Consider the following 22,196-nt stretch of genomic DNA (forward strand, 5'->3'; position numbering starts at 1 on the left):
AACATTAACCCGATTCAATGGCATTAAAAGATTTATTCAGGAAGAAAAATGTTCAGGACATATTAAACCAGGTTGATAACGCCGACGGACATCAGTCACTTGGCAGGCATCTGGGGGTTAGAGACCTTGCAGCTTTTGGTATTGCTGCAATTATCGGTGCCGGTATATTCAGTACCATTGGTAAAGCTAGTGCAGATGGTGGCCCAGCAGTGATATTCCTATTCCTGTTTACCGCTCTTGCCTGCGGTTTTGCTGCATTTGCCTATGCCGAATTTGCATCTATGGTACCTGTTTCGGGTAGTGCATATACGTATTCTTATGTTGCCTTTGGAGAAATCATTGCATGGATTATAGGGTGGGCATTAATTATGGAGTATGCAATAGGTAACGTTACGGTAGCTATTTCCTGGAGCGATTATTTTACCGGCCTGCTCGAAAGCGGTGGTATACATCTTCCGCAATGGATACAAATGGATTATCTAAGTGCATCTAACGGTTATAATGAAGCCACAGCACTGATGCAGGGCGGGAAAACTTTTGAAAATCTTGATGCCCCACTTAAAACTGCCTACGAAGCCTATACAAATGCCCCAACTATCGGGTCATTGCATTTTGTTGCAGATCTTCCTGCTCTTCTTATCATTATACTTATTACAGCGCTTGTGTACCGCGGTATGAAAGAATCGCGTAACGCAAGTAACTTAATGGTGGTCATAAAACTTTGTATTATATTGTTGGTAATAGCAGTGGGTGTCTTTTATGTGGATACTGATAACTGGAATCCTTTTGCGCCAAATGGTGCTGCGGGTGTATTAAAAGGTGTATCTGCTGTGTTCTTTGCTTACATTGGTTTTGACGCTATTTCCACAACTGCAGAAGAGTGTAAAAACCCGCAGCGCGACCTGCCTAAGGGTATGATGTGGGCTATAATAATCTGTACTGTTTTTTATATCCTTATAGCATTCGTACTTACAGGAATGGTGCGTTACAACGAGCTTAATGTAGGCGATCCATTGGCATTTGTATTCAATAAGCTTAACCTTAAGTGGATGTCGGGCATTATAGCTGTAAGTGCTGTGATTGCCATGGCAAGCGTGCTTTTGGTTTTCCAGATGGGCCAGCCCCGTATATGGATGAGCATGAGCCGTGATGGCTTACTGCCTAAACGTTATTCACGCGTACACCCTAAATTTAAAACGCCTTCTTATGCTACTGTAGTTACAGGTTTTGTGGTTGCCATACCGGCACTTTTTCTTAATCTTACTACTGTAACCGACCTTTGCAGTATAGGTACATTATTTGCATTTGTATTGGTGTGTGCAGGTGTTTTAGTACTGCAAAACAAACCAAATATTCCAAGGGGAAAATTCAGGACGCCTTATCTAAATTCAAAATACATTATGCCTGCTGCACTTATTGCAGGCCTGGTATTTTCATTTACATACAATAGACAGGCTACAATGTCATTTATTAATAACGATAAACACATAAATACTCCATCAACAATTGTAACGTCATTAAATGAAGCTGAGGCCAAAGCCTTATACGAACATATACTTAAGGCGGATACGCAGAATGCTGCTGCAGGAACGCAGGATCTAGAGCACATACTAAGCCGTTACCAGGATAACGATGAGAAATATGCCGAAATGGTGGATTCTCTTCCAATTGCAGATAACATCAAATATGAAAGTGGTTTTGCCCTGTTTAAACACAAGATCCCAATGTGGATATTCCTTATCACTCTTGTATTCTTAGCGGTGTGGGCTTACCGCCAAAACCTTTCTTTAATTCCGCTTTTAGGGCTTATCTGCTGCCTTTACATGATGGCTGAGTTAAGTGTCTGGAATTGGATATATTTCTCAGTTTGGTTGCTTATAGGGCTTGGTATTTACTTTGGCTTCAGTCGAAAACACAGCAAACTGAATTTTGTAAAAACGGCATAACTTCATGGATGTAATCCATCAGGAGTAGCCATTTCTAACAAATTCACTTGTGTATGGTAAATGCAGATTTACGTTTGAAAATGCCGCTCCTGAAAAAGAAAGTTCAGAATATGATGCCTACACTTTTAAGCTGAACGGCTTGAATATCCTTTTTCGTTCGGCTAAAACAACCCCGACGAAAGCAGGGCAGTTTGTTACGCTCTGGAAAAGGCTGAATGGACCGATACTGCCTTTTGATAGCAAGGATAAAATAGACTTTGTGGTAGTTAATTGCAGGTCAGAAAATCATTTCGGGCAATTTGTGTTTCCAAAATCTGTACTGCTAAAACAAGGTGCTTTTACTACTGAAAGTAAAAAGGGAAAACGCGCAATGCGTGTTTATCCGTCATGGGATATTGTCCAAAATGTACAGGCCGAGAAAACCCAAAAATGGCAGTTGGAGTACTTTATAGATTTTACAAATACCATTGATATTCACAGGATAAATAATCTGTATGGTTTTGCTATTTGATCTTCTTTAATGTAAAAGGCGGAAATGTAAGTATCGCTGTTCCATAAGCGATAAATAATGAAGAGCCAAGATCAAAGCCTCCTGCAAAGTAAAGTGCAGAAAGCATCAGGAAAGTAGTTAATAAAAAAAAGATAGTATTCTTTTTCATGATTTAATCGTCTGTTATTAAATCAAATATAAGAAAAAATTAAAAACCTTCAAACACTCCCAATCCAAATAATGCAAAATCATATTTTACAGGATCTTCAGCATCCATAAGCCGAAGCTGGGTATCAAGTTCGTGTAATGCCTTACCGTCATTTTGCTTTCGGATAAGTATGCCTAGTTTTCTTGCCACGTTGCCTGAATGTACATCAAGAGGGCATGAGAGGGCAGAGGGCGATATTGTTTTCCAGATACCAAGGTCAACACCGGTATTGTCTTTGCGTGCCATCCATCGCAGGTACATGTTTATCCTTTTGGCGGCAGAACCTGCCAGCGGGTCTGATACGTGTTTTTGGGTACGGTTTTGATGCTCTATCTCAAAGAAAACTTTTTTGAATTCGTGTATAGCTTTGTGCATACCTTCGGGCTGCTGATGTTTTGCAAATACAGCCTCAAGGCCGTCGTGGTTTAAATAGATATGCCTAAGCGCTTTTATAAAAGTAGTAAAGTCAATATCATTAAATGTACGGTGTACAAAGCCGGTAAGGTTTTCAAGATGATGTTCCTTATGACTCATAACAAAGTCATACGGACTGTTGCCCATAAGTGTTACCATCTTTTTAGCATTGTTAATAATCATTTTACGATTACCCCAGGCGATGGTAGCAGCTAAAAATCCTGCTATCTCAATATCTTCTTTTTGGGTAAATAGATGGGGGATTTGTATAGGATCGCTATCTATAAAATCGGGTTTGTTGTATTGCAGTACTTTCTCGTCAAGAAACAAGCGTAATTCTTCGGCATTCATTTTCACTTCCATAGTACAAAAGTAATGTATCGCCTTAAAGTTTCAAAGCTGCAGAGTTGCAAAGTCGATTTGAAAATGAGCTTACCAAACAGTGAACAATCAGGAAATCGGACAAACCAATTACCCGATAACTGAATCTACTGTATTTACAATAAGTCCGTCGCTCATTACAAGCTTTCTGTCGGCCATATTGGCAAGTTCCTCGTTGTGGGTTACGATTACAAAGGTTTGCCCCATTTCATCACGCAGCTTAAAGAATAACTGGTGAAGGTTTTCGGCAGATGCCGTATCAAGATTACCTGATGGCTCGTCGGCAAAAATTACAGCAGGCTTATTTATCAGCGCGCGTGCAACAGCTACACGTTGCTGCTCACCACCCGAAAGTTCTCCGGGTTTGTGGTCAATACGGTGTGATAGGCCAAGGTATTCTAAAAGTCGTTTTGCTTCTGCCTCTGTCTCGGCTTTTGCCTTACCTGCAATATAAGCGGGTATGCATACATTTTCAAGAGCACTAAATTCAGGAAGAAGCTGGTGGAACTGAAATATAAAGCCCAGCTTTGAATTACGAAATTTAGACAGTGCCTTGTCTTTCATTTTCAGGACATCTTCATTATTTATTACAAGAGTAGTACCATTTTGTTTTTTAGGATTGTCAAGAGTACCTAATATCTGAAGGAGCGTGGTTTTTCCGGCGCCGGAAGCGCCTACTATGGAAACTATTTCACCCTTCTTGATATGTAAGTCAACACCTTTTAAAACGTGAAGCTGATCGTAATATTTATGAATGCCTGATGCCTGTATCATTTACCTAAGGTTTATCACAAAGAAACAAACATTTTAAAGAATAAGAAATCTTTTGGCACAATATTTCGTATATATAGATGTGTGACAACTACTGTCACTCCACAAAATAATTATTAGGAGAATATAGTATGAAAAAAGCAATCGCGATAGTACTGGCAATGGTTTCGTTCTCCTGCCAGTCTAAAGAAAGTCCTGAAAAGGCAATTGTAAAATCTAACGAAGGGGATATAAAAATGGATGACAAAAATTTAGAAACTGCTATTTTTGCGGGAGGCTGTTTTTGGTGTACAGAGGCGTTCTTTACCGATCTTAAAGGTGTTGAAAAGGTAGTTTCGGGATACATAGGCGGAACAGTAGCTAATCCAACTTACAAACAAGTTTGTACTGGCACAACAGGCCACGCGGAGGCAATAAAAATAACCTTTGACCCTAAACAGGTGGCATACGAAGATTTATTAGAGGTTTTTTTTGCCACTCACGACCCTACAACTTTAAACAGGCAGGGTGCAGATGTGGGTACACAATACCGAAGCGAAATTTTTTATACCAATGAGGCGCAAAAAGCCGCGGCAGAGAATTTTATAAAACTGCTTAAAGACCAGCATATTTACAGCACTGCGATAGTTACAAAAATTACCAACGCACCAACATTTTATGCCGCAGAAGATTATCACCAGGATTATTATGCGCAGAATTCAAATCAGCCATATTGTTCAGCTGTGATAACGCCTAAGCTGGAGAAGCTTAAAAAGAATTATAAGTCAAAATTAAAATCGTAATGATTTTTTGGAATAGCAAAAGCTCTCTATTTAGAGGGCTTTTCTGGTTTAAATAAGAAACCCAATCCTAAAGACCGAAGCATTTTTTTCTCAAACCACCAGAAGAATTTAAACTGCCCTGATAAAAATCCGAAAGAAACCAGGAGCACCTGGTATAGCGGAAATATTAGTATAATGTAAAGAGGGTAGTAGATCCAGGGAGAGAAAGTATCTTTTGTAACACCCATCCAGGCTAAAACAGGTTTAGACAGGTATGCTGATGTTGAACCAGTAATGGCAAACACGATAAATATAATAACAAACTGATAGTTATTCTTAATTCCCCAGCGCTGTCTTAAATTTCCCATTTTGGCTAATAAAGTCGCAAATATATTGGTTTTGCGCTTGCGCTGCAATCTTTTAAAGGGATTATTTATATTTATTCCAGATTAAAATTTGCGATTTGACTGTTTAATATTGAGGTATTATTCCTCCTAATTTCTGGTTATAGGTAATCTGAAAAAAAACAAGGTAATTATAGAGCAAGTAATTCACTTCATATCCATAATTAATACGGGATTGATAATCAATCTGCATCTGGTACAAATCGCCAAAACGTGTAGGGTTCATGGCGCGGTTGTTCCATTCTGCTACCCAGAACCTGTTTTTGTTTTCCAGATACGACTGGCCATAATAACCTCTTGGTTTTGCCCTTGACGCCAGCCAGGTATTAAATCCATTCTCTATTATGACAACCTCATATTCAAGCGAATCATTTGCTATCCTTATGGTGTCATTTTTAGCTTTGGCATTAGTCTCAGCTGCAACTTTATCACCCGGCAAAGATGATGTTGAGCCACAGGCAGTCATTACCAGTATAACTGCAGCAAATATGTATATGTAATTTTTCATAACTTATCTAATAAGATATTAATATACAAAAAAAAGCCTCCCGACTGGGAGGCTGAAATCTTTATTTAGCTTTTCTTTCAAGCAATGCCATATAGAAACCGTCAAAACCGCTTTCTGAGGCAAGAACTTTATTTTCTTTGATGAAAGTGAATTCTTTACCAATTTCTGTAGTAAGGAATTTTTTAACCTGTTCTTCATTTTCTGATGGAAGTACAGAGCAGGTTGCATATACCATTTTACCACCCGGCTTAACAATCTTAGAATAGTTTTCAAGCACTTCGGCCTGTACTTTTCTAATGTTGTCTATAAATTCCGGCTGAAGTTTCCATTTGCTGTCAGGGTTACGTTTTAGTACTCCTAATCCGCTGCATGGTGCATCTATAAGCACACGGTCGGCTTTTTCATGAAGCTTCTTGATAACTTTTGTGCTGTCTATAATACGGTATTCAATATTAAAGGCACTGTTTCTTTTAGCACGAAGCTTAAGCTGTTTCAGCTTGCTTTCATAGAGGTCCATTGCTATAAGCTGGCCTTTGTTTTCCATTAGCGATGCCATGTGAAGTGTTTTACCTCCCGCACCTGCACAGGTGTCAACCACGCGCATACCAGGCTCAACTTCAAGAAAGCGTGCCACTAACTGAGACGATGCATCCTGAACTTCAAAAAATCCTTCTTTAAAGGCGTCAGTAAGAAATACGTTTGCCCTTTCTTTAAGGATAAGCGCATCAGGGTAATCTTTCTCAATGATAGTATCAATGTTAAGATCCATAAGAATAGCGCGTAGCTTTTCCCTCGTAGTCTTAAGGGTATTAACGCGAAGTATAACTTTTGCCTGCTCGTTTTGGGCAGCAAGCTCTTTTTCCCATTTAGCCTCGCCAAGTTCTTTAACAGCAAGTTCATCCATCCAGTCAGGAATAGATTCGCGGTACTTTCTTATTTTAGAAAGCTCGTCAAAACGGCCTTTAATACGGCGAATAGGAGTGTCCTCAAAATACTTCCAGTCCGGCAGGGTTATGCCGCGAAGCACCGCCCATACTGCAAAAATACGCCATAGCTTATCCCTGTCAAGAGGCTCCTTAACTTCGGCTATTTCTATATATAAACGTTTCCATCTTACGATTTCATAAATTGTCTCTGCAACAAACTTCCTGTCTGCGCTTCCCCAGCGTTTGTCTTTTTTAAGTGCGCGTGCTACTACCTTATCGGCATATTCTCCGTCATTAAAAACAAAGCCAAGTGAATCTATGACCGTAAAAACTAAGTTCCTGTGTAATCTCATTATAGTGTTTTCTAGCAGCAAAGGTATTATTTTTTAAGCAGAACTTATAACTATGTTTTGTTATGCTTTTTTAGACCGTCTTTTTAATGACTATGTGCTTCCCCTTTATACCTTCCTAGAAACTCAGACGGTGTTTCTCCAGTTTTCTTTTTAAACAATCTGGAGAAGTAAGCATAATCTTCATAACCCAGTGAATATCCAATTTCTGATAAGCTTTCTTTTTGGAGTATAATCGACTTTTTCGCCTCAAGCATAACCCTGTCGATAATAATGTCTGACGCTGTTTTGCTTACAACGGCCTGCGTAATACGGTTTAAATGCTTTGAAGTCATGTTTAGCATTGAGGCGTAGGCAGCGGGCGATCTTTTGGTGGCAAAATTTTGTCCGATAAACTCTTCGAATATCCTGAACTTGGCATAATAGCTGTTCCTGTTTTCTACTGGTACGCTATTTTGATATGCATAATTCCGCAGTCCTTCTATATATACCAGATTAATCAGGCTTAGAATGTAATCTTTTTTCTCAGGCCTGCCCAAAGTATTTTCGTCAAGGACTTGCTTAAAAAGGTTTGTTATTGTTTTTAGATTATTATTGTCAAGCTGTATGTAAGGCGAATTGTGCATGCTGAAAAAGAAAGGGAAGTGGCTTAACCTGCTGCTGGTATAATGCAGATCGTAAAAAGCCTGGGTATGAAAAAAAATATATCCCTTTGTATCGTGCGATAATTCCCAATGATGCGTCTGCCCGGGATTAAGGAAGAACAATGCGCCGGGTTTTACGTCATAAACTGTAAAATCTACTTCATGAATCCCTGTTCCTTCGATAAAGAGTATCGCCAGATAAAAATTATGCGAGTGGGGCAGGGCTATGTCTTTGTGCCGTGTAATAAGGTGGTCTTCCAGTGTATTTGCATAAAAATCCTCAGGGCTGTCCTTTCCCTGAAACTGCTCCATCTTTAATACAGAAACCTTTTTCATATGCTTAAATAATGTCCTAAAAGTACAAATTGTTGCGCATATACGTCATATCCTTTTTTAGCTTTTGATGTTAAATTTGAATAAAAAAAACGATGTCACAATTTATAAATATACTCGATGAAAAATGTCCGAAATGCGGACATGGTAAAGTATTTGCAAAAAAAGGAAATCCTTTATTGTTTCAGATGCCTAAAATGAATGCAAACTGCGCAGAGTGCGGTCATAAATTTGAGAAAGAACCGGGATATTTTTTTGGTTCCATGTATGTAAGCTATGCAATGACGGTTGCCGAAATGATGGCTGTTTTTGCCGTGGCTCATTTTTTTATCAAAAGTTATGTGGGCATGGTAAGTCTTATCGCATTATTTGCAGTGTTGTTGAGTACATTTAATTTCAGGCTGTCAAGAATGATCTGGATTTATATGTTTGACAGTAAAGACAGGCAGTTGTAACCATAAATAAGTGCGTTTTAACGTCGATTTTTTCCGTTCATCTATAAAATTTTAAACCCCATTTTATGGGGTTTCTGCGTTATTTTGAATTTTTTTCACAAAATGGCGACCATTTGTAAATTAAATTCACTTATTGCGGTTATATCAATAGATTTTTTCGGTATATTAGCAAACCAAATTTTTCTAATGAAGAAAGTGTTATTTCTTTTCACGGCTGTAGCATTATTTTCCTGTAAAAAGCAGGATAATGTAAATTTTAAAGCGTCTTTTGAAACAACTTCAATCGATACTTTGCTAAACGAAGAAATAAGCATCAGGGCACTTGCTATTGATGGAGACAAAGCCTGGTATGCAGGAAGTAACGGAAAGTATGGTTGGGTTTCATTATCCGGTGGTAAAAACTTTAACGGTGTAGCCGCACACGATACTATTTTACCCGAATTCAGGGCAATAGCCCAGACAGCAGATGATGTTTTTATTATAAATGCCGGTACGCCTGCATTTTTATATAAAATATCTAAAGATGGTAAGCGTACTAAGTTAGTATATACTGAAACAGGAGATAAGACATTTTACGACAGCATGCAGTTTCGCAATGCAAAAGAAGGTATTGCCATCGGTGACCCTACAGGTGAATGCCTGTCTGTATTAACAACTACAGATGGGGGCGAGACGTGGAAGAAAATGCCGTGCAATCAGCTTCCAAGAGTTTCTGAAGGAGAAGCGGCTTTTGCAGCAAGCAATTCTAATGTTATCGTAAAAGGAGATAAGACCTGGATCGTGTCAGGTGGTAAAAAATCACGTGTTTTCTATTCTGTGGATAAAGGGCAGCATTGGGACGTTCATACTACGCCAATAATTCAGGGTAAAGAAATGACGGGTATATTCTCGGCAGATTTTTATGATGAAAAAAACGGTTTTGCTGTTGGTGGTGATTATGAGCAGTTAGCTAAAAATTCGGGTAACAAGATAGTAACCGATGATGGTGGAAAATCATGGAAACTTACAGGTGAGAACACAGGATTTGGATATGCTTCCTGTGTTCAGTATATACCCGGCAGCAATGGTAACGAATTAATTACGGCAGGGCCTTCGGGGCTTTATTATACTTTTGACAGGGGTGTTTCCTGGAAAAAAATATCAGAAGATAAAAACCTACATACTATTCGTTTTGCAGACAGTAAAACTATAATAGCAGCGGGGCAAAATAAAATAATACGTTTACGTCTTAAATAGTTTATAGCTGTTTTTACGTAATTAATATACAGGCGGTGGGCGAATAGTACATGTTGTTTCTTTGAAAGGCAGGCAGGTTAAGCAGGTTATGATATATGTAAAAAAGAGAAAGAGAAGCTGTAACTTCTCTTTCCCAAACTTAAACTAAACATAAACTAACTAATTGGTTAATCATCCCGATTAAATCCAATTAACTTTCATAAACTACTAATCTTTTTTTCCTTTTATTTTTTTAACGAGCAACTTAGTAAAGTCGTCTTCCGCCATTTTTAATTTTAAAATTTTCTTAGGCCCTATGATCACTTTTAAATCTGTGATCATTTTTTTACGAAGGGCAAATATTTCTTCTTCGTCTGACTGCAGCTGCGCTTCATATAAAACAGCTTCTTTTTGTGTCAGCGCATCTATGTTTTTCTCAGACAGCTTATTTTTTAAAACTGCCATCTTCTCTTCAATGTCAGATGTCTTTCCTTCGCATTGCAGGTAAACAGGCCAGAACTTTTGAGATTCCGTTGCTGATAAATTCAGCGCTGCTGCAATACGTGAAGATTTTATAGCTTTAAGCTGGTCTCTTTTATCCTGCTGGCCAAAGGCAAGCATGGTGAATAATAAAAAAACGGACAGAATGAACTTAATTTTCATAGCCTTATTGGTATAAATGAACATCTGCGTTAGAAAGATAATCTTCTATAGCCTGATCGTCTACAGTAATAGAAGCCTCCTGTAATTCTCTTATATCTTCGTCACTAAGACTCTCCGATAAATCGTAAGAGCTTCTTCCGGATTGCTGAACAACATATTTTTCTGCAGTCTTGCTATCCGGCATTGCCTGTGCCATCGCTTTATTGTTGTTTTGTAAAAGAAAAAACGATAATACAAATGCTGCAGCAGCAGAAGTAACCCATACAGGTCTTCTTTTATACAACGGCACTACCTTAACTTCCTTCATAGGGATGTTGTTTAGCATCACCCTGTCGGCTAAGCTTTCAAAATAAGCATCAGGAGCTTTAAATCCTGAGTTTATATTCGGTCTGCTATCTAATTTAAAATCGTTCATACTGTTTAGACTTATCAAAATGAAAAAGGTTTAATGTGTATTTATAAAATCTTCAATTTTTTTTACTGCGTGGTGGTACGATGCCTTTAGCGCACCCACCGAAGTGCCCAGTATCTCTGAGATATCTTCGTATTTAAGGTCTTCAAAATATTTCATTTTAAATACCAGTTGCTGTTTTTCAGGGAGCGATGCTATCGCATTTTGCAGTTTTATCTGCATCTCATCGCCTTCAAAGTACTCATCAGCCTGCAGGTTTTTAAGCGCTTTCTGTTGTACTTCTTCGTTAGTTATATTATTTTTTTTAGCTTTTGAGCTAACAAATGTTATGGACTCGTTAGTCGCTATACGGTAAATCCAGGAAAATAATTTGCTTTCGCCTTTAAAGTTCTTCAGGTTCTGGAATACTTTGATGAAAGTATTTTGGAGCACATCGTCGGTATCGTCGTGATCCAGTACGATATTCCTTATATGGTTATACAACGGCCTGCTGTATTGGGATACGAGCTGCCTAAACGCGGTATCCTGCGTTTTTGGGTTTAGCAATAATGCTATAAAGGCCTTCTCGTCCTGCAACTTTAGTTTGTGTTTTTAATTTGGACTAAAATTAAGCCAAAAGGTTTAATCAGTCCTAAATTATAATTTCATACTAAAGGTTTAACATATCCTTTAAATAGAAAAAGTTTATTAATACTGTTGTAATGTCGTACTTTTGCAACTTTAGCAAAAAGATATGATAAAGACTGTAATATTTGATATGGATGGGGTAATAGTTGATACAGAACCTGTTCACCACTATGCCTACCACCAGCATTTTAAGCACCTTAATATAGATGTGACCAAAGAGATGTATGCATCCTTTACAGGAAACTCTACAAAAAATGTGTACCAAAAACTTAAAGAAGCTTTTGAAATACTGGAAGAAGTAGAAGACCTTGTGCAAAAAAAACGCTCATTATTCAACGATGCCTTTGATGATAAAGAGGATCTTGACCTGCTTCCAGGTGTTCGTGAGCTTATTGTAAACCTGTATGATAATGGCATCCAGCTTATTTTGGCTTCTTCAGCATCTAAGGTTACAATTGAACGCGTTTTTAACCGTTTCAAATTACACCAGTACTTTACACATATCGTAAGTGGCGAAGACTTCCCTAAATCTAAGCCGCACCCGGCTATTTTTGAGCATGCGGCATCATTATCTGTAGCGCCAAAAGAAGAATGTGTGGTTATTGAAGACAGTACTAACGGTATCAAGGCGGCTAAAGCTGCCGGAATATATTGTATTGGTTACCTTAGCGAGAATTCACATTTACAGGAATTAGCAGAAGCAGATATGGTAGTTAACCATTTTGCAGAGCTTAATGCCGAAAAAATAAGTAAATTACAATAGGCTCCGGCATATTCGCTGTAGCCGTTATAAATAAAGATTATTATGATAAAATGCGTAATATTTGATATGGATGGGGTAGTGGTAAACACAGAACCTATCGGTTACAGGGCAAATCAGCAATTGTATAAATCGCTTAATATCGAAGTTTCAGATGATGTGTATGGCACATTTATAGGTAATTCTGATAAAATGATCGTTCAGAAGCTTAAAGATTTGTACCCTATACAACTTACGCACGATGAATTGCTTGATGAAAAATACAAGTATTATTTTAATGCGTTTGATAATGCGGACGATCTTGCCATGCTGCCTGGTGTAAAAGACCTTATTGTTGATCTTCATACAAACGGAATGCGGCTTATACTGGCATCATCAGCATCTAAAAGAAAGATTGAAAAGGTATTTACGCGTTTTGGGCTACACCAGTATTTTGACCATACCATAAGTGGCGAAGATTTTGAAGAATCGAAGCCAAATCCTGCAATTTTTCTTGAGGCTGTTTCCAAATCAGGCGTTACTAAAGACGAGTGCATAATTATTGAAGACAGTACCAACGGTATTAAAGCTGCTAATGCTGCCGGTGTTTACTGCATTGGCTACAACAGCGGACATACAATGGGCCAGGATACGTCATTGGCTGATAAAGTGATTACCGACTTTAGCCAGGTTAGCTACGAAATCATAAGAGATATAAAATAATGAAAGCCCCTAGAGGGGCTTTTTTATTGGACTGCTTCTTTATAAGTTTTCAGCGCCCTTTCGCGTGCTTCTTTGTGGTCTACAATAGGTTTGTATTGTAAGTCTTCAAATTCGGGAACCCACTTGCGTATATATTTAAGGCCTTTGTCAAATTTTTTGGTCTGTTCGGTGGGGTTAAATATCCTGAAGTAGGGCGCAGCATCTACGCCGCTTCCTGCGGCCCATTGCCAGTTTCCTATATTGCTTGACTGCTCATAGTCAAATAGTTTCTCTGCAAAATAAGCCTCGCCCCATCGCCAGTCGATGAGTAAATGTTTGCATAAAAAACTTGCTACAACCATTCGCACGCGGTTGTGCATAGATCCTGTAGCGTTCAGTTCGCGCATACCGGCATCTACAATTGGGTATCCGGTTTTACCCTGGCACCAGGCTTTAAATTCCTGCTCGTTATTGCGCCATTTTATATTGTCATACTTAGGCCTGAAACTTTTTGTAATCGTGTCAGGAAAATGCCATAAAATCTGCATAAAAAATTCGCGCCATATCAATTCGTTCAGAAAGGTCTCCTTGTTATTTTCTAAGGCTGTCTTTACGATTTTCCTTATGCTCACAGCGCCAAATCGCAGATACGGGCTCAAATGCGATGTACCGTCTACCGAAGGAAAATCTCGCGTTTCCTTATACTCTGTTATCATGGATTGCGAAAGCTCAAATGCTGCAGGCTTAATTTCAGAGGCTGTAAAACCTATGTCTTTCAAATCTAAAAACGGGTAGGAGTGTGCTGCAATTTCAGTAAGCCTGCTTTCGGAATGATGTATCTCTATTTTCTCCCTGTTGAAGCGTTCCTTCCATTTTTTCATGTATGGCGTATATACTACATAAGGGGTGCCGTCATCTTTAACTACTTCGCCTTTTTCAAAGATAACCTGGTCTTTAAATGTCTTAAAGTCAATACCATTTGCAGATAACAGGTCATTGATGGCCCTATCTCTTTTTAATGCATAGGGTTCGTAATCATGGTTAGTATATACTGCCGTAATCTCATGATCTTTTATCAGCTTTTTTAAAACGTTTTCTGGCGAATCATAAAACACAGCAAGCGATTTTTTGTGTTTTTTAAGCTCACTATTAGTGTCGCTCAGCAGTTTATGGATAAACGTTACCCTTGCGTCGTCTTTAGGGAGTTCATTTAAGATATTTTTGTCAAAAATAAAGATAGGCAGCACTTCTTTTCCGCTAGTTAAAGCTTCAAAAAGGGCTGTATTGTCCTCCAGCCTCAGGTCGCGCCTGAACCAAAATAGTATCATAGTCGTTAAAAGTATTACATTGTACCAAAAAGCTCCACCAGCTTTTTTTCGCGGTAGTCAAAGATCTCTTTAAGTTTTGGTTTTACCAAAAACGGATGTACTAAACTGCCCATAAATCCGAAAGGCAGTTTGTAATGCACAAGGTCTTCCATTTCCACACCGCCGGGGATTTCCCTTAAAAAATGCTTGTGATGCCACAGCCTGTAAGGCCCTTCACGTTGTTCATCTACAAAGTATTTTTTGTCGTCAACGTGGGTAATCTCGGTAACCCATTCTACTTTAATGCCTAATAAAGGCGTAACTGTATAATGAATTATCTGCCCGGCAAACATGGGACGGTCATCACCGGATAATGTTACAAACCCCATAGACGGGGGCGTAATTACGGCAAGGTTTTTGGGATCAGATAAAAAATCCCATGCCTCCTGTAATGTTATGGGCAGTTTTTGCGTTGTGTGTACTGTGTATAGCATATTTTTTAGGGTACGGTGATTTCTAAAGTTAGAGAAACATAAGTTATGCGCAGGTAAATGTAGACGTAATTTTAATAAATTTTAACAGTCATACGGTGTTTAATCACTAATTTCGCAGTAACAAACTATAATAAAAAATCTCAACAAGTTTATGAAAAAATTATTCATTGCAGCAACGTTTGTACTGGCATTTATGGTAAATGTATCAGCACAAATAGTTACACCGCAAGCCAGCCCTAAAGCCGTTATTGAGCAGACAGTAGGACTTACTGATGTGAAGGTAGATTACTCCCGTCCAAGTGCAAGAGGAAGATCGGTTTATGGAGAATTAGTACCATTTGGAAGAATGTGGAGAACAGGTGCAAATGCAAATACTATCGTGTCTTTCAGTAATGACGTTGTTATAGGTGGAAAAACGCTTCCTGCAGGCCACTATGCACTTTACACGCAGCCTAAAGCTGACAGCTGGGATGTGATTTTTTACAATGACACTAATAACTGGGGACTTCCTGAAAAATACGACGATAAGAAAGAAGTACTTAGAACATCTGTTAAGCCAGAGTTCCTTAACCGTAACGTAGAAACATTTACTATTGGTGTAAATAATCTTGATAACGATTTTGGTTTCCTTGAAATCGCGTGGGAAAAAACAATGGTTGCCGTAAAATTTGAAGTGCCTACAAAAGCTACCGCAATGAAAAGCATAGAGACAGCAATGTCAGGTCCATCGGCTAACGACCTTTTTTCTGCAGCCCAGTACTATTACCAGTCTAACGGTGACCAGGCAAAAGCTTTAGGATGGATCAACCAGTCTATAGCAAAATCAGGTGTTGATGCTCCATTTTATATCCTTAGGCAAAAATCGCTTATACAGGCAAAAATGGGCGACAAAAAAGGCGCAATAGAAACGGCTAAACTTTCGCTTGCGTCTGCTGAAAAAGCAAACAACAGCGACTATGTTAAGATGAATAAAGATTCAATCCAGGAATGGGGAAGAAAATAATTGGATAGCGCATTGCTATGATAAAGAGCGGGCTGCCTGTAATGGGCAGCCCGTTTTTTTATGGAACTTATTTTAAGCCTCCTCAGTTTGAGGTGTTTCTTTTTTCATGAATGGCTGTATCAGCAAGGCTATTACAATGGTCAATGCTGCTCCGATAACGTTAAGCCAAAGATAGCTAAGCATATCAATTTTGTAGATAACAACTACAACACACTGTGTTATTAGTGCACTCCAAAATATGGCTTCCGCCTTGATATATTTTATGTAGAATGCTACAAGGAAAATCCCGAGTACTGTACCATAAAATATAGACCCTATAATGTTTACCATCTGGATAAGGTTATCAAACAACGACCCCATGCACGCAAACAGTATGGCTATTATTCCCCATATAAGCGTAAACAAGCGTGTAGAGTCAACAAAATGCTTGTCTGTCTTTTCGCCTTTTACGTGGCGTTTGTATATATCTATAGTTGTTGTAGAGGCAAGCGCATTAAGGCCTGACGCAGAAGACGACATTGCAGCCGATATTATCACGGCTAAAAGCAGCCCTATAAGCCCTTTTGGTAAAAAGTTCAGTATAAAATAAAGGAATACATAATCCTTATCGTTTGTTTCTGCTTTTTCATCTACCTGATGGATAAGCTCTTTCGCCTTATCACGCAGGTCTTTCTCCCTGCTGTTAAGCGCGATCATTTTGTTATGCAGCTCCTTGTTATCATAATCTTTGCTAAGCTGGTCTACATACAAAAGGCTTATCTCTTTTTTCTCTTCGGTAACATTTTTAATCTGATTTTCCAGATTGTGGTAAGTATCCTTATATTGAGAGTTTTCTACAAGCTTAGTATTGTTAGGATTAAAATGCAGCGGTGCAGCATGGAACTGGAAAAACACAAAAACCATTACACCTATAAGCAGGATAAAAAACTGCATTGGTACTTTCAAAAGTCCGTTCATGATAAGTCCCATCTGGCTTTCACGTACCGATTTGCCCGAAAGATAACGCTGTACCTGCGACTGGTCTGTACCAAAATAGGCAAGGGCCAGAAAAAATCCTCCGGCAATACCGCTCCATATCGTATATCGCTTTTCGGGGTCAATAGAAAAATCAAGAATGTTCAGCTTTTCATTGGCTCCTGCAATATGCATGGCGTTATTAAAATTCAGCTCCTCCGGAAGGTAATCAAGAATGATAAAAAATGTGATTATCATTCCGGTAAAGATCACAAACATTTGCTGCTTGTGGGTTATGTTAACCGCCTTTGTACCTCCTGACATAGTGTATATAATGATCATAAGCCCTATAAGGACATTCATTACATTCAGGTTCCACCCTAAAAGTGAAGAAAGAATGATTGCCGGTGCATAAATGGTAAACCCGGTTCCTAGGCCTCGTTGTAAGAGGAATATAAGTGCTGCAAATGTACGTGTCTTAACATCAAAACGCTGCTCCAGGTATTCGTATGCCGTATACACCTTGAGTTTGTGGTAAATAGGGATAAACGTTATGCAGATAACCACCATGGCGAGCGGGAGTCCAAAATAGAACTGCACAAAACCCATACCGTCATGGTATGCCTGTCCCGGTGTAGAAAGAAAGGTAATAGCACTGGCCTGTGTAGCCATTACAGATAAGCCTACCGTCCACCAGGGTGTCTCGTTGCTACCTAATATATATTCGTTTACATTTTTGCTTCCCTTTGTTTTTAAAGCACCGTAAGCCACTATAAAAAGCAGGGTAGCCGAAAGTATGATCCAGTCCAGTAGCTGCATATTAATAAATTTGCATTATAAAATAGAACAGCACAATATATATGATGTTGAGCAGCAACACCAGGGAATAACTTTTTTTCCATTTAGCGCCAGTATCTTTCATGTGCAATTTTTTGGTTGTGTATAAGACTCGTTTCTTGTTGTTTTGTTACAGCTTCAGGATTATTTACCCACAGCAATTATATTTGCCATAAGCCTGTAGGCGCCCGATACGCCCTCAGGAAGTTCCCTAAAGAAACTTAACCCTGTGTATACGTAATAACCCTTACCATATTTTGCTACCAGCAAGCCGCCTTTTTTGTCGCTCTCGCCCTTATCGGCCGATTTAAATACAGGCGTGAATTCCTTAGCCCATTCGTCAGGGTAATATAATCCCTGTTCCTGAACCCATCCTTTAAAATCCTTATCGGTTATCTTGTTAGGGTAGTTCAAGATTGGGTTTTTTGCATCAAGAAAAGTAACTTCTGCATTTTCTTCGGTAACCCTGTCCCTTGAAATCCTTAGGCTGTAAGGCGCAATATCCCGTGTAACAAGGTCACCCGTAGTGTTATATTGCACCACCATTGTTCCCCCGTTTGCTACATAATCAAAAAGTATCTGCTGCTTGAATACAAGCGCTTCTACAGTATTGTAAGCGCGTATGCCCACTACGACAGCATCATATCCGGTAAGCGATTCATTAGTTATAGCATCCGGCGATAGCAATGTAACGCTGTAGCCCATCTGCTTGAGGCTTTCAGGAACCGAATCTCCTGCCCCCATAATATAGGCCAGATTATGGCCCGTAATTTTAAGGTCGGCCTTGGTAAATTTGGCTATAGATGGCATAAGCACCTGTTGTGTGGCAATATGTGGGTAGTTGATGATTATCTGTTCCCTGTCAAAGTTTTCTCCGTCAATTGTTGCAATACTCTTTGCAGTAGCTTCGCTTGGATTTTCAGGTGGTGTAATCTCAAATGTAACAATGATCTCACTGCCTTTTCTTGCAAGGTCAAATGGAATAGTGGCAGGACTTACCTTCCAGTCTGACGGAAGTTCTAATTTTACGCTGCCCTTGCAGTTGTCTTTACCTGCTTTTATCTTAACGCTTGCTGTTTGTTTCCTGTTATCCTTAAATAACTGTACCTTGTTTAGGATACGTGTTGTAACAGCAGGAATAATATCAAGTGGCTGATACACCTCTCCGGCAACAGGATCATTGTATTTATAGATCACTGTCCTTTCAAACGGGATTGCCATACCATTAATTTCTACGGTGAATGCCGCCGAAATCTCCCTGATGATATCAGGGAATCCTATTTTTTGGAGGTCATCTACTTTGTACATTCCGGTATCGCCTTTTTCTTTAAGCCAATAAGGAGAAGTGTAGGCTGCAGTTTTGGGTATAACTGCATCTATTGAAGACGTTATGTCTATGTTATTCCCTAAAACCGTGTCCTGTTGGATAGTTTTAGACTCAGGTGTAAGCGTAATTGATTTTAGCTTCATGACCACATTACTGCGGTTAATAGCTTCCCAGCGTATTTTTAAACTGCTTCCCGGTGTCGCTGACTGGTTTTCTGCTGCTGCTTCAAGGTACAATCCGCTGCACGAGGCAATGATGTCTTTAATTTCTTTTTGTTTTATTACTTTCCAATGCTCATCCTGAAGTTTACCAATTTCAGCATACACTTTTACCAAAGCAGCCACGGATGCAGAAGGATTTTTAAAATCAAAATTTTTGATGATTACTGCAATCGCATCACCTATAGCTTTTCCGCCGGCAATGCGGTTCCAAGACGTGTCAATGCCTTCAAAAAGATTTTGCTTGTCCTTAAGGTTGTCGCCTTTAATAAGCTCAAGGTATTCCATATCATCACCTCGTTCACCTGTAGAGCCAAATCCCTGAGATTTATGCTTGCTGCGGCTAAGGGCTGCAATTTCCTGGTTAGAAATGCCGCGGGTAGGGTAGTAAACGCCCGTTTGCAGGTTGATGTACCTTGATTTGTCTGCTTTCTCAAATTTGTCTTTTCCACCAAAGAACCACCACGAGACATTAAACATAACCCGCTTAGGCTGCCATGTTTTGGCATATTTGAGCTGGTTTGGCTCATAGTTTGCGTCAGCAGCAAGCGCATACGCCTCCTGAGTAAGCATAGCCGATGATGTATGGTGCCCATGTGTGGTGCCGGGAGAGCGGTGGTCAAACCTGTTGATAATAATATCCGGTTGGAATTTTCGTATCACCCATACCATATCCTGCAATACTTTTTCCTTGTCCCATATCTGCAAAGTTTCATTAGGTACTTTAGAAAAACCAAAATCATTAGCACGGCTAAAGAACTGTTGGCCGCCATCTATTTTTCTGGCTTCTATAAGTTCCTGCGTGCGTATAACACCCAAGAGTTCCCTTAGTTCAAGGCCTATAAGGTTTTGGCCTCCGTCACCACGGGTAAGCGACAGGTATCCGGTCTGTGCCTTTACATCATTGGCTAAGTAGGAAATAAGCCTGGTGTTCTCATCGTCCGGATGCGCTGCAATATACAGGGCTGTACCTAGAAAATTAAGCTTTTCCAGTTTGTTGTATATTTCTGCCGATGTAGGTTTTTGCTGTTGTGCAAAGCCAAAAGTAAAACTTAAGAGTATAAGGTATGAAAGTGTTTTTTTCATTAATCGTAAAATTCTTTATCCTCCTGTCGTATAGGTATTATGCTTACACCTTTTTGTAGCAGGAGGTTATTAGGATAGGTAATGAGTTCGCCATCCCTGGTTTTTAAAATAGTATGAAAAGCCTTTATGTCTTCAATCTGGGCTTCTATAGGAAAATCTTTGTCGTGAATCTTTATCACATCGCCAATGCGGAACGGAAAGCTGAAAAACAGCACAATACCCGATGTTATATTGCTCAATATGGACCATTGGGCAAAAAACGCAACACCTATAACGGTAAGTGTACCACCTACGTAGGTAACTAGATCATTTGTGTTTAGTCCCCATATTGCAACCATGATAATGATGTACAATGCCATCATTAAGAAATTGATGTATTTAGAGATAAGGTTAGTACGGTGTTCAGATAAATGAGAAGCCTTAGCATAGCTTTTTGTCAGCCGTTTTATAATATAGCTCACGACAATAAACACTACTGTGGTAATGATCGTGCTTAGTATATGGCTATAATATTCTTTCTCTGTCATGCTTTTAGTTTTGTACAAATTTCAACAAACGCTGGTATACCTTGTCAACAGGCAGGCCAACTACGTTAGCATATGACCCCTCGATCCTTGCAATTGCCACAAGGCCAATCCATTCCTGTATGCCATAAGAGCCGGCTTTATCATACGGCTTGTATTCTTCAAGGTAATAGGCAATTTCGTCGTCAGTAAGCGGGTTGAATGTAACCCTTGTCGTTTCATTAAAGGTTTCGCGCACTCCTTTGTTTTTTATGCATACAGACGTAATTACCTCATGCGTTTTCCCGGATAATGATTTTATCATGGCAAAGGCATCTTCTTTGTCGGCGGGTTTACCCAGTGCCTTGTTCTCATGCCATACGATAGTGTCGCTGGTAATAAGTATCTCATTGTCAGAAAGGCTCTCTTCAAGTGCAGCCGCCTTAAGTTCAGCAAGGTAATCTGTAATTTCAGCACCCTGTAAAGTGTCAGGATATATCTCTTCCACGTCTTTAAGTCGAATTTCAAAATCGGCATCAAGGTCCCTTAAGAACTGCTGCCTTCTTGGAGATCCTGAAGCCAGCACGATTTTATAATCTTTTAATTTATCTCTAAGCATGATAATGGATGTTATAGCTTATTACTGCTATTGATGCGGCGGTAAAAAACAGCACTGCTTTCATAACAATTTCAAGCATTGCAAATTCTTTATGCGTTTTAGCCGTCCACAAATTGATAAGTATGTAAATTATTGGGCCAAGAACAAACAATAGTCCGTACCCTAATGATAACAAGAGCTCTTTTAAATAGGTGTTGGCGTAATAAAGCAGTAATGCTACAAGTACCAACCCTACACCGAACGCCACTTTTGCAGCGCGGTCCCTTCCTATCGCAATAGGCAGTGTGTTCAAGCCTTCATTATAATCGCCGTCAGGATTTTTAAGGTCGTTAAGCAGGGTGGTGAGGAAACCTGCAATAAGCGCAAAAACGGCATAATCGCGTATAAGGCCAAATATTGTGCTTAACCTTACAGGATCTACATTGCCAAATACAGGGTAAACGGCAAAAAAGCCTATGATCATTATGCTTATGCCTGTTACTATCGCTATTGCTACATTGCCCAATAAAAGGCTCTGCCTTAAGTTTGTAGAATAGAAATACAATGTGGCCACAGGTATGGCAAAGGCCATCAAAAAACTCGTTCTGCCAATAAGATCAGACAGGTAATACCCAATTATAAGTCCGCCAATAGTAAAAGCGCCATAAATATAATAAGCTACAGATTCTGACAGTCCATACGCCTGGCTTCCTTTTGCTGTGATGTTGGTGATAAGGAAACCACCAGCACCAATAAGCACGGATGCCAATACTAACAATGCGTAATTAGCGCTGTTTAGCGTAAGTGTAAGTCCGGGCTGTAAGTCAAGAAAGCCGTATTTAAAGATAAGTTGTGCAAAAGCCAGTATAACAAGGTTTTCAAACCCTATAAGTTTAAGAAATTTCATTCAGCAGATTTAG

The 22,196-nt window shown here is 39.3% G+C and carries 25 protein-coding genes; 8 read left to right on the forward strand and 17 right to left on the reverse strand.

Annotated features, from left to right (window positions below):
* The first annotated feature begins 17 nt into the window (after positions 1-17).
* Together R1T16_RS00815 and R1T16_RS00820 are read left to right on the forward strand one after the other, a co-directional pair.
* Positions 18-1,946 (forward strand): amino acid permease, encoded by a 1,929-nt coding sequence (locus R1T16_RS00815; RefSeq protein ID WP_317499157.1) that lies wholly within the window; start codon positions 18-20, stop codon positions 1,944-1,946.
* Positions 1,947-1,995: 49 nt separating this feature from the next.
* Positions 1,996-2,457: a MepB family protein gene (locus R1T16_RS00820; RefSeq protein ID WP_317499158.1), complete on the forward strand. Its 462-nt coding sequence runs from the start codon at positions 1,996-1,998 to the stop codon at positions 2,455-2,457.
* Here the strand turns inward: R1T16_RS00820 and R1T16_RS00825 are convergent.
* The 3 genes from R1T16_RS00825 to R1T16_RS00835 all read right to left on the reverse strand — a co-directional run bounded on the left by R1T16_RS00825 (position 2,450) and on the right by R1T16_RS00835 (position 4,213).
* Complete coding sequence (locus tag R1T16_RS00825) at positions 2,450-2,605, reverse strand: hypothetical protein (RefSeq protein WP_317499159.1); 156 nt, start codon at positions 2,603-2,605, stop codon at positions 2,450-2,452. The two genes, R1T16_RS00820 and R1T16_RS00825, sit on opposite strands and share 8 nt — an antisense overlap.
* 39 nt (positions 2,606-2,644) lie before the next feature.
* Positions 2,645-3,409 (reverse strand): TIGR02757 family protein, encoded by a 765-nt coding sequence (locus R1T16_RS00830; protein ID WP_317499655.1) that lies wholly within the window; start codon positions 3,407-3,409, stop codon positions 2,645-2,647.
* Positions 3,410-3,529: 120 nt separating this feature from the next.
* Positions 3,530-4,213 (reverse strand): ABC transporter ATP-binding protein, encoded by a 684-nt coding sequence (locus R1T16_RS00835; RefSeq protein ID WP_317499160.1) that lies wholly within the window; start codon positions 4,211-4,213, stop codon positions 3,530-3,532.
* Between the two features lie 233 nt (positions 4,214-4,446).
* Here R1T16_RS00835 and msrA point away from each other — a divergent pair, with 233 nt between their 5' ends.
* Positions 4,447-4,992 (forward strand): peptide-methionine (S)-S-oxide reductase MsrA, encoded by a 546-nt coding sequence (gene msrA, locus R1T16_RS00840; protein ID WP_317499656.1) that lies wholly within the window; start codon positions 4,447-4,449, stop codon positions 4,990-4,992.
* A 26-nt stretch (positions 4,993-5,018) separates the two neighbouring features.
* On the opposite strand, the gene R1T16_RS00845 is transcribed toward msrA, so the two are convergent.
* The 4 genes from R1T16_RS00845 to R1T16_RS00860 all read right to left on the reverse strand — a co-directional run bounded on the left by R1T16_RS00845 (position 5,019) and on the right by R1T16_RS00860 (position 8,139).
* Positions 5,019-5,339, reverse strand: coding sequence for a DUF6787 family protein (locus R1T16_RS00845; protein ID WP_317499161.1), 321 nt, complete (start codon positions 5,337-5,339; stop codon positions 5,019-5,021).
* A 103-nt stretch (positions 5,340-5,442) separates the two neighbouring features.
* Positions 5,443-5,883, reverse strand: a complete 441-nt coding sequence (locus tag R1T16_RS00850; protein ID WP_317499162.1) for a DUF6146 family protein — start codon at positions 5,881-5,883, stop codon at positions 5,443-5,445.
* A gap of 61 nt (positions 5,884-5,944) precedes the next feature.
* A complete protein-coding gene (locus tag R1T16_RS00855; protein ID WP_317499163.1) occupies positions 5,945-7,162 on the reverse strand; it encodes an RsmB/NOP family class I SAM-dependent RNA methyltransferase in 1,218 nt (405 codons plus the stop codon).
* A gap of 83 nt (positions 7,163-7,245) precedes the next feature.
* A complete protein-coding gene (locus tag R1T16_RS00860) occupies positions 7,246-8,139 on the reverse strand; it encodes an AraC family transcriptional regulator (RefSeq protein ID WP_317499164.1) in 894 nt (297 codons plus the stop codon).
* A gap of 92 nt (positions 8,140-8,231) precedes the next feature.
* Here R1T16_RS00860 and R1T16_RS00865 point away from each other — a divergent pair, with 92 nt between their 5' ends.
* Entirely contained in the window at positions 8,232-8,591 is a 360-nt protein-coding gene (locus R1T16_RS00865; RefSeq protein ID WP_317499165.1) for a DUF983 domain-containing protein, read from the forward strand.
* Between the two features lie 186 nt (positions 8,592-8,777).
* Entirely contained in the window at positions 8,778-9,827 is a 1,050-nt protein-coding gene (locus tag R1T16_RS00870; protein WP_317499166.1) for an oxidoreductase, read from the forward strand.
* Positions 9,828-10,034: 207 nt separating this feature from the next.
* On the opposite strand, the gene R1T16_RS00875 is transcribed toward R1T16_RS00870, so the two are convergent.
* Genes R1T16_RS00875 through R1T16_RS00885 form a run of 3 tightly spaced genes read right to left on the reverse strand, consistent with a single transcriptional unit; the run spans position 10,035 to position 11,457 of the window.
* On the reverse strand, positions 10,035-10,469 hold the full coding sequence (locus tag R1T16_RS00875; RefSeq protein WP_317499167.1) for a sensor of ECF-type sigma factor: 435 nt from the start codon (positions 10,467-10,469) through the stop codon (positions 10,035-10,037).
* A gap of 4 nt (positions 10,470-10,473) precedes the next feature.
* Positions 10,474-10,884, reverse strand: coding sequence for a hypothetical protein (locus R1T16_RS00880; protein ID WP_317499168.1), 411 nt, complete (start codon positions 10,882-10,884; stop codon positions 10,474-10,476).
* 30 nt (positions 10,885-10,914) lie between these two features.
* Positions 10,915-11,457 (reverse strand): sigma-70 family RNA polymerase sigma factor, encoded by a 543-nt coding sequence (locus R1T16_RS00885; protein ID WP_317499169.1) that lies wholly within the window; start codon positions 11,455-11,457, stop codon positions 10,915-10,917.
* Positions 11,458-11,614: 157 nt separating this feature from the next.
* On the opposite strand from R1T16_RS00885, the gene R1T16_RS00890 reads away from it, so the two are divergent.
* Both R1T16_RS00890 and R1T16_RS00895 read left to right on the forward strand, forming a co-directional pair.
* Positions 11,615-12,271 carry an HAD family hydrolase gene (locus R1T16_RS00890; RefSeq protein WP_317499170.1) on the forward strand — a complete coding sequence of 219 codons (657 nt, stop codon included), beginning with the start codon at positions 11,615-11,617 and terminating at the stop codon, positions 12,269-12,271.
* A gap of 42 nt (positions 12,272-12,313) precedes the next feature.
* On the forward strand, positions 12,314-12,970 hold the full coding sequence (locus R1T16_RS00895; RefSeq protein WP_317499171.1) for an HAD family phosphatase: 657 nt from the start codon (positions 12,314-12,316) through the stop codon (positions 12,968-12,970).
* Between the two features lie 23 nt (positions 12,971-12,993).
* On the opposite strand, the gene R1T16_RS00900 is transcribed toward R1T16_RS00895, so the two are convergent.
* A complete protein-coding gene (locus tag R1T16_RS00900; RefSeq protein WP_317499172.1) occupies positions 12,994-14,277 on the reverse strand; it encodes a deoxyribodipyrimidine photo-lyase in 1,284 nt (427 codons plus the stop codon).
* Between the two features lie 14 nt (positions 14,278-14,291).
* Positions 14,292-14,750, reverse strand: coding sequence for an SRPBCC family protein (locus R1T16_RS00905; protein WP_317499173.1), 459 nt, complete (start codon positions 14,748-14,750; stop codon positions 14,292-14,294).
* A 151-nt stretch (positions 14,751-14,901) separates the two neighbouring features.
* Here R1T16_RS00905 and R1T16_RS00910 point away from each other — a divergent pair, with 151 nt between their 5' ends.
* On the forward strand, positions 14,902-15,753 hold the full coding sequence (locus R1T16_RS00910) for a DUF2911 domain-containing protein (RefSeq protein ID WP_317499174.1): 852 nt from the start codon (positions 14,902-14,904) through the stop codon (positions 15,751-15,753).
* Positions 15,754-15,825: 72 nt separating this feature from the next.
* Here the strand turns inward: R1T16_RS00910 and R1T16_RS00915 are convergent, their stop codons facing one another.
* From R1T16_RS00915 to R1T16_RS00935, 5 genes are all read right to left on the reverse strand, one after another.
* Positions 15,826-17,526 (reverse strand): sodium:solute symporter, encoded by a 1,701-nt coding sequence (locus R1T16_RS00915; protein ID WP_317499175.1) that lies wholly within the window; start codon positions 17,524-17,526, stop codon positions 15,826-15,828.
* 162 nt (positions 17,527-17,688) lie between these two features.
* The gene (locus R1T16_RS00920; protein WP_317499176.1) at positions 17,689-20,175 is read right to left on the reverse strand and encodes a PIG-L family deacetylase; all 2,487 of its coding nucleotides are present in this window, start codon (positions 20,173-20,175) and stop codon (positions 17,689-17,691) included.
* Positions 20,175-20,702, reverse strand: coding sequence for a mechanosensitive ion channel domain-containing protein (locus tag R1T16_RS00925; RefSeq protein WP_317499177.1), 528 nt, complete (start codon positions 20,700-20,702; stop codon positions 20,175-20,177). Before R1T16_RS00925 ends, R1T16_RS00920 begins: the two co-directional genes overlap by 1 nt.
* A 4-nt stretch (positions 20,703-20,706) precedes the next feature.
* On the reverse strand, positions 20,707-21,297 hold the full coding sequence (locus R1T16_RS00930) for a Maf-like protein (RefSeq protein ID WP_317499178.1): 591 nt from the start codon (positions 21,295-21,297) through the stop codon (positions 20,707-20,709).
* The gene (locus R1T16_RS00935; protein ID WP_317499179.1) at positions 21,290-22,183 is read right to left on the reverse strand and encodes a UbiA family prenyltransferase; all 894 of its coding nucleotides are present in this window, start codon (positions 22,181-22,183) and stop codon (positions 21,290-21,292) included. The genes R1T16_RS00930 and R1T16_RS00935 overlap by 8 nt, the downstream gene beginning before the upstream one ends.
* Positions 22,184-22,196 lie beyond the last annotated feature (13 nt).

It is taken from the genome of Flavobacterium sp. DG1-102-2, from assembly GCF_033042555.1.
Classification (GTDB): Bacteria; Bacteroidota; Bacteroidia; order Flavobacteriales; family Flavobacteriaceae; genus Flavobacterium.

Excerpts from the sequence above, each read along its gene's own strand:
- R1T16_RS00815 (WP_317499157.1), top strand. The coding sequence starts at position 18 with ATGGCATTAAAAGATTTATTCAGGAAGAAAAATGTTCAGGACATATTA.
- R1T16_RS00895 (WP_317499171.1), top strand. The coding sequence starts at position 12,314 with ATGATAAAATGCGTAATATTTGATATGGATGGGGTAGTGGTAAACACA.
- R1T16_RS00870 (WP_317499166.1), top strand. The coding sequence starts at position 8,778 with ATGAAGAAAGTGTTATTTCTTTTCACGGCTGTAGCATTATTTTCCTGT.
- R1T16_RS00930 (WP_317499178.1), bottom strand. The coding sequence starts at position 21,297 with ATGCTTAGAGATAAATTAAAAGATTATAAAATCGTGCTGGCTTCAGGA.
- R1T16_RS00855 (WP_317499163.1), bottom strand. The coding sequence starts at position 7,162 with ATGAGATTACACAGGAACTTAGTTTTTACGGTCATAGATTCACTTGGC.
- R1T16_RS00875 (WP_317499167.1), bottom strand. The coding sequence starts at position 10,469 with ATGAAAATTAAGTTCATTCTGTCCGTTTTTTTATTATTCACCATGCTT.
- R1T16_RS00835 (WP_317499160.1), bottom strand. The coding sequence starts at position 4,213 with ATGATACAGGCATCAGGCATTCATAAATATTACGATCAGCTTCACGTT.
- R1T16_RS00825 (WP_317499159.1), bottom strand. The coding sequence starts at position 2,605 with ATGAAAAAGAATACTATCTTTTTTTTATTAACTACTTTCCTGATGCTT.
- R1T16_RS00845 (WP_317499161.1), bottom strand. The coding sequence starts at position 5,339 with ATGGGAAATTTAAGACAGCGCTGGGGAATTAAGAATAACTATCAGTTT.
- R1T16_RS00900 (WP_317499172.1), bottom strand. The coding sequence starts at position 14,277 with ATGATACTATTTTGGTTCAGGCGCGACCTGAGGCTGGAGGACAATACA.
- R1T16_RS00865 (WP_317499165.1), top strand. The coding sequence starts at position 8,232 with ATGTCACAATTTATAAATATACTCGATGAAAAATGTCCGAAATGCGGA.
- R1T16_RS00910 (WP_317499174.1), top strand. The coding sequence starts at position 14,902 with ATGAAAAAATTATTCATTGCAGCAACGTTTGTACTGGCATTTATGGTA.
- R1T16_RS00850 (WP_317499162.1), bottom strand. The coding sequence starts at position 5,883 with ATGAAAAATTACATATACATATTTGCTGCAGTTATACTGGTAATGACT.
- msrA (WP_317499656.1), top strand. The coding sequence starts at position 4,447 with ATGGATGACAAAAATTTAGAAACTGCTATTTTTGCGGGAGGCTGTTTT.
- R1T16_RS00905 (WP_317499173.1), bottom strand. The coding sequence starts at position 14,750 with ATGCTATACACAGTACACACAACGCAAAAACTGCCCATAACATTACAG.
- R1T16_RS00890 (WP_317499170.1), top strand. The coding sequence starts at position 11,615 with ATGATAAAGACTGTAATATTTGATATGGATGGGGTAATAGTTGATACA.
- R1T16_RS00880 (WP_317499168.1), bottom strand. The coding sequence starts at position 10,884 with ATGAACGATTTTAAATTAGATAGCAGACCGAATATAAACTCAGGATTT.
- R1T16_RS00830 (WP_317499655.1), bottom strand. The coding sequence starts at position 3,409 with ATGAATGCCGAAGAATTACGCTTGTTTCTTGACGAGAAAGTACTGCAA.
- R1T16_RS00935 (WP_317499179.1), bottom strand. The coding sequence starts at position 22,183 with ATGAAATTTCTTAAACTTATAGGGTTTGAAAACCTTGTTATACTGGCT.
- R1T16_RS00920 (WP_317499176.1), bottom strand. The coding sequence starts at position 20,175 with ATGAAAAAAACACTTTCATACCTTATACTCTTAAGTTTTACTTTTGGC.
- R1T16_RS00860 (WP_317499164.1), bottom strand. The coding sequence starts at position 8,139 with ATGAAAAAGGTTTCTGTATTAAAGATGGAGCAGTTTCAGGGAAAGGAC.
- R1T16_RS00915 (WP_317499175.1), bottom strand. The coding sequence starts at position 17,526 with ATGCAGCTACTGGACTGGATCATACTTTCGGCTACCCTGCTTTTTATA.
- R1T16_RS00925 (WP_317499177.1), bottom strand. The coding sequence starts at position 20,702 with ATGACAGAGAAAGAATATTATAGCCATATACTAAGCACGATCATTACC.